This window comes from Acinetobacter sp. WCHAc060033, from assembly GCF_004209125.1.
Taxonomy (GTDB): domain Bacteria; phylum Pseudomonadota; class Gammaproteobacteria; order Pseudomonadales; family Moraxellaceae; genus Acinetobacter; species Acinetobacter wuhouensis.
Window position 1 is genome coordinate 1 of sequence record NZ_SGSW01000090.1, and the last position, 5587, is coordinate 5587.

At 58.9% G+C, this 5587-nt stretch carries 7 protein-coding genes; all 7 read left to right on the forward strand.

Going from position 1 to position 5587, the window contains the following annotated elements; genetic code table 11:
• A partial coding sequence (gene istB, locus EXE10_RS19955) for an IS21-like element ISPst3 family helper ATPase IstB (protein ID WP_107010019.1) occupies window positions 1-783 on the forward strand: 783 nt, incomplete at its 5' end.
• 520 nt (window positions 784-1303) lie between these two features.
• A complete protein-coding gene (gene msrB, locus EXE10_RS19960) occupies window positions 1304-1747 on the forward strand; it encodes a peptide-methionine (R)-S-oxide reductase MsrB (RefSeq protein ID WP_003464965.1) in 444 nt (147 codons plus the stop codon).
• A gap of 1 nt (window position 1748) precedes the next feature.
• The gene (gene msrA, locus EXE10_RS19965; protein WP_003464967.1) at window positions 1749-2288 is read left to right on the forward strand and encodes a peptide-methionine (S)-S-oxide reductase MsrA; all 540 of its coding nucleotides are present in this window, start codon (window positions 1749-1751) and stop codon (window positions 2286-2288) included.
• Between the two features lie 140 nt (window positions 2289-2428).
• On the forward strand, window positions 2429-3133 hold the full coding sequence (locus tag EXE10_RS19970; protein ID WP_005006007.1) for a glutathione S-transferase N-terminal domain-containing protein: 705 nt from the start codon (window positions 2429-2431) through the stop codon (window positions 3131-3133).
• Complete coding sequence (locus EXE10_RS19975) at window positions 3130-4098, forward strand: magnesium and cobalt transport protein CorA (RefSeq protein WP_002118270.1); 969 nt, start codon at window positions 3130-3132, stop codon at window positions 4096-4098. Before EXE10_RS19970 ends, EXE10_RS19975 begins: the two co-directional genes overlap by 4 nt.
• A gap of 91 nt (window positions 4099-4189) precedes the next feature.
• Window positions 4190-4498 carry a hypothetical protein gene (locus tag EXE10_RS19980; RefSeq protein WP_005006003.1) on the forward strand — a complete coding sequence of 103 codons (309 nt, stop codon included), beginning with the start codon at window positions 4190-4192 and terminating at the stop codon, window positions 4496-4498.
• A 45-nt stretch (window positions 4499-4543) separates the two neighbouring features.
• A complete protein-coding gene (locus EXE10_RS19985) occupies window positions 4544-5557 on the forward strand; it encodes a zinc-binding alcohol dehydrogenase family protein (RefSeq protein ID WP_002118279.1) in 1014 nt (337 codons plus the stop codon).
• The last annotated feature ends 30 nt before the right edge of the window (window positions 5558-5587 follow it).

A 5587-nucleotide genomic window follows, 5' to 3' on the forward strand; every position in this document is an offset into this window, starting at 1 on the left:
CTCAAGGAGCTGCGCCTGCACGGCATGGCCACGGCCTGGGCGGAGTTGACTGCGCAGGGTGAGTCGAACACAGCCTCGTCCAAGTGGCTGCTCGAACACCTGCTGGAACAAGAGCACACAGATCGCGCCATGCGCTCGGTGAGCCACCAGATGAACATGGCCAAGCTGCCGATGCACCGCGACCTGGCCGGCTTCGACTTCAGCGCCTCCAGCGCAGACGCTCGTTTGATCAGCGAACTGGCCAGTCTGGCCTTTACCGACACCGCGCAGAACGTGGTGCTGATCGGTGGGCCTGGCACCGGTAAAACCCACCTGGCCACTGCGCTGGCCGTGTCCGGCATCACCCGGCACGGCAAGCGCGTGCGCTTCTACTCCACGGTCGATCTGGTCAATCTGCTGGAGCGCGAAAAGCACGACGGCAAAGCCGGGCGGATCGCCCAAGCTCTGCTGCGCATGGATCTGGTCATCCTCGACGAACTGGGTTATCTGCCCTTCAGCCAGGCCGGCGGTGCGTTGCTGTTTCACCTGCTATCCAAGCTGTACGAACACACCAGCGTGGTGATCACCACCAACCTGAGCTTCGCCGAATGGTCGAGCGTGTTCGGCGACGCCAAGATGACCACCGCCCTGCTGGATCGGCTGACCCACCACTGCCACATCGTCGAAACCGGTAACGAGTCCTATCGCCTGCAACACAGTAGCTTGGCGGCCCAGGCCAAGATCAAATCACGGGAGCGAAAGCGTAAGGGCGGCCAGGAACCGGAGGACGATGAGCCGTTCTGATTTCATGGCGACGACGGCCTGCTACATGGCTGCGTGTGGCAGGTCTTAAACAACTGAACTGGGCTAGCGAAGGAGTGGGGGCAACAGCAGCTGCGCTGGTAGACTTATCCACAGTTGCTGGTAACAAAATCAGCAATCCGCCCTGGGTCAAATTTCAATCGGCAGGGTGGGTCAATTTTCCATCAGCGCCAACACACTAAGCAACCATCAGAAAATTTTGACTGTACGCCAAAAAATTCGCATCTACCAGCATCTAAACAGGCGTTGTTGATTATCATAAAACACTGACACTGTATTATATAATCGTGCTTTTGTGTTATTTTTTTAATATTTACTGATTACGTACTTGCTTAACCACTCAGTTGCGCTAGAATTAATAGACGCGAAATTTAAATCTCTAATTTTCCAACACTTAGTAAAACCTCGTTTGCCATCCCACTACCATTGTAGGAGCAAATCAGGAGACATAAAAAATTAGCGGTAGCGTGCCTGGCCCTCTAGATAAGTATTGGAGACTGTAATGAAGTTTGAAAAGTCACAGACAGCAATCGACCACCTGACTCCCGAGCAACACCGAATTACCCAGGAGGCGGGCACCGAAAGGCCCTTCACGGGCGAGTACAACGACAACAAGGAGCCTGGCATCTACGTCGACATAGTGTCGGGAGAGCCACTGTTCGCTTCGACGGACAAGTTCGATTCGGGTACTGGCTGGCCCAGCTTCACCAAGCCGATCGTTTCGGCAAACGTGAACGAGGTGCGGGACAGCGCACACGGCATGGTCCGGACGGAGGTCAGGTCAGTACACGCAGACAGTCATCTCGGCCATGTGTTCCCCGATGGTCCTTCCGACCGCGGCGGTCTGCGGTACTGCATCAACTCAGCGTCCCTTCGCTTCATCCCGCGCGACGAGATGGAGTCCGAGGGATACGGTGAATATCTCGATCAAGTAGAGGAGGCTTAACATGCATCAGCGCGCTGTTCTCGCAGGAGGATGTTTCTGGGGCATGCAGGATCTGATCCGCAAGCGGCCCGGCATCATCTCGACCCGTGTGGGTTACACGGGCGGCGATATTCCGAACGCCACGTATCGTAATCACGGCACGCATGCCGAGGGGATCGAGATTGTCTTCGACCCGACAGTGACGAGCTACCGGAACATCCTGGAATTCTTCTTCCAGATCCACGATCCGACGACGCTGAACCGCCAGGGCAATGATCGTGGGCTCTCCTACCGGTCGGGCATCTATTATGTCGACGAGGAGCAGAAGCGCGTCGCCGAGGATACGATCGCCGATGTGGATGCCTCGGGGCTGTGGGATGGCAAAGTGGTGACCGAGGTCCAGCCGGTCGGCGAGTTCTGGGAGGCCGAGCCCGATCACCAGGATTATCTGGAGAAGCGCCCGGGCGGCTACACCTGCCACTTCGTCCGTCCCGGCTGGGTGCTTCCGAAGCGCCAAAAGGTTGACGACGTACAGCCAGCGGCCGGGACCGCGGCGGAATAGGCTTCACTGCCGTTGCCACTGCGCCGGTCCGGTCCGCAATCTTCGTGACCGCGTCGTTCAGCGACGCGGTCATCGAACCCTACTTCAGAGTGACGGCTCGTTCCAGTCAGTCGCCATCGCAACACCAGGATCGCAGATTTATGCCAGACCTCTCGTCCTTTCCGATCACGCAGCGCTGGCCGGCATCTCATCCCGATCGCCTGCAACTCTACGCAGCCCCTACGCCCAATGGCGTCAAGGTCTCGATCATGCTTGAGGAGACTGGCCTGGCGTACGAGCCCCACCTGATCGACATCTCGAACAACGAGTCGAAGGATCCGGCGTTCGTGTCGCTGAACCCGAACGGACGCATACCGGCGATCATCGATCCGGCTGGCCCTGACGGTAGACCCATCGCCTTATGGGAATCCGGTGCGATCCTCCTCTATCTGGCCGACAAGACGGGTCAGTTCATCTCCACCGAACCAGGCCAGCGTTACGAGACCCTAGCGTGGGTGTTCTTTCAGATGTCGGCCATCGGGCCGATGTTCGGACAGCTAGGCTTTTTCCTGCGATTTGCCGGCAAGGACTATGAGGACAAGCGACCTCGGCAGCGCTTTGTTGATGAATCCAGGCGTCTTCTCGGGGTCCTGGATCACCGGCTGGAGGGCCGCGAATGGATTGTCGATGATTACTCGATCGCGGACATTGCGACGTTTGGCTGGGTGAATGCGCTGGTCGAATTCTACGCAGCGGGCGACATCCTCGGCCTAAGTAGCTATTCGAACGTGCAGGCATGGCTCGAACGCGGGCTGGCGCGACCGGCTGTACAGCGTGGCCTGCGAATTCCTGCGAGGCCTGCATGACCATTATCGCCGCATATTATTACAACGAAGGTAAGCGAGTCCGTGAAATCAGGCTCGATGAGCACGTCGAACTAAACGAGAATCGCTCGGGCTTCTGCTGGATCGCGCTTAGCGAGCCCACCGCAGACGAACTCAGCGCGATCCAGACGACGTATAACCTCCATCCTTTGGCGATCGACAACGCCATGCACCCGCTGTGCCCGCCCAAGCTCGAGGTCTACAACGATGAGTTGTACGTCGTCGCCCAGACCGCCGAGCTGGTCGGCGACCGGATCAGCTACGGCAAGATGGCGATCTTCACCGGTCACAATCACCTTATCACCGTGCGGCACGGCAATGCCGGAGCGCTGGGCAAACTTCGGGAGCAACTCGAGGCATCGCCGACGCAGTTCGGCAAGGGTGTCGACTATGTGCTGCACGCGATCTTGCACCGAGTGGTCGACCAGTATCTGCCCATCTTCGAAATGATCGAGGACGACGTCCTGGCGATGGAGCGACGGTCGCTGCACGATTTCCTCGGGCCAGAAGAGGTGGCGCGAATCTTCGAACTAAGGTCCGAACTCACGCGGTTCCAGCGCACGCTCGGGGCTATGGCCGAGCTGGTGCGAAAGCTCGTTCGCGGCCACTTTCCCTGCATCAGCGCCGAAATGACACCATATTTCCACGACGTCGCGGACCATGTCCACCGCGTGCAGTCCATGGTCGACGGCCTCCTGCTTGTCCTGTCCACGGTCTTCGAGGCCAGCAGCCTTCTGGAAGCGCAAAGGATCGGTGTGGTCACTCGCCAGCTCGCGGCCTGGGCGGCGATCTTGACGGTCCCGACGGCGATCGCCGGAATATATGGCATGAACTTCAAGCACATGCCGGAACTGGACACGCCATATGGCTACTTCGTCGTGCTCGGAGTGATAGCGGTGTTCTGCCTTCTCCTGTTCATGCGCTTCAAGAAGGCCAAGTGGCTATGAGTAACGCACTTCGCGAGCTTCTCCGTCCGCCGAGTCACAGCGCGCTTTGTGCGCGAGCGTGTCCAATCCAGTTCAAGATGAAGGTGCTTCCATGACCTCCCAGGTGACCGACGTTCTAGAAGCAGTCCAGTCATTCATCGCCAACGGCTATGACCGCGAATACCGCGTCAAGGACGGCAATCTCGTCGATCTCGAACTAGGGTCAACCCTCGATGCATGCAGCATTCGCGTCGATGCGGCGTTGCGCCTCGAGAGCGGGGACGACGGCGAAGATGCCTCCAACATCTACGCGATCACCGATCCGGCGACAGAGCATAAAGGCCTGTTGATCGACGTGTTCGATGAAATCTGCTACCGCGACCCAGTTCAAGAGTCGGGACCTCAATGTAGAAGAAGTTGACTAACGAGCATTCGCGTCATCCGATCAAGCAAGCTGGAGACATTTATGAAAGCCATTGGTTACAAGGTTCCGGGACCCATCGCCGCGGATGCCGCGCTGGTCGACATCAATCTGCCTCGGCCTGTCGCTGCAGGATACGATATCCTGGTTGAGGTGAAGGCCGTCTCGGTCAACCCGGTCGACTACAAGGTCCGCAACAGCACGCCGCCGGCAGATGGCGATTGGAAGGTGCTGGGATGGGATGCCGCCGGGATTGTGCGCGAGGTCGGCCCCGACGTCACGCAGTTCGAGTTAGGCGACGAGGTCTATTATGCCGGATCGATCACACGGCCCGGTACCAATGCGGAGTTCCATCTCGTCGACGCCCGGATTGTCGGTCACAAACCTGCGTCGCTCTCCTGGGCGGAAGCGGCGGCGCTGCCGCTGACGACGTTGACGGCCTGGGAGGCGATGTTCGACCGCCTGGACGTGGCGAAGCCCGTACCCGGTGCGGCGGAGGCGATCCTCATCATCGGTGGCGCGGGCGGGGTTGGGTCGATCGCCGTCCAGATCGCGCGACAGCGCACGGACCTCACCGTCATCGCCACAGCCTCTCGACCGGAAACCCAAGAGTGGGTAAGAGGGCTTGGAGCTCACCACGTCATCGACCATTCTCGTCCGCTCGCGCCACAGATCGCCGAACTCGGCATCGGTGCTCCCGCTTTCGTCTTTTCGACCACACATACCGAGCAACATGTCGCCGACATCGCCGAACTGATCGCCCCACAAGGACGGTTCGGACTGATCGACGATCCCAAGGCATTCGATATCATGGTTTTCAAGCGCAAGGCGGTGTCGATCCACCACGAGCTGATGTTCACGCGGTCGATCTACGGCACGCCCGACATGAATGAGCAGGGCGAGATTCTGGATGCGATGGCAGCGCTGGTTGACGACGGCAAAATCCGCACGACGCTGACCCGGCGACTGTCGCCGATCAATGCCGCCAATCTGAAGACGGTGCATGCACTGATCGAAAGTGGCGCGGCTAAAGGCAAGATCGTCCTCGAAGGCTTCTAACGACCGCGATCGCCAAACATCTTGTCCAAC

Bases quoted from the DNA above. Each gene is read 5' to 3' on its own strand.
- msrB (WP_003464965.1), top strand. From the start codon at position 1,304: ATGAAGTTTGAAAAGTCACAGACAGCAATCGACCACCTGACTCCCGAG.
- msrA (WP_003464967.1), top strand. From the start codon at position 1,749: ATGCATCAGCGCGCTGTTCTCGCAGGAGGATGTTTCTGGGGCATGCAG.
- EXE10_RS19970 (WP_005006007.1), top strand. From the start codon at position 2,429: ATGCCAGACCTCTCGTCCTTTCCGATCACGCAGCGCTGGCCGGCATCT.
- EXE10_RS19975 (WP_002118270.1), top strand. From the start codon at position 3,130: ATGACCATTATCGCCGCATATTATTACAACGAAGGTAAGCGAGTCCGT.
- EXE10_RS19980 (WP_005006003.1), top strand. From the start codon at position 4,190: ATGACCTCCCAGGTGACCGACGTTCTAGAAGCAGTCCAGTCATTCATC.
- EXE10_RS19985 (WP_002118279.1), top strand. From the start codon at position 4,544: ATGAAAGCCATTGGTTACAAGGTTCCGGGACCCATCGCCGCGGATGCC.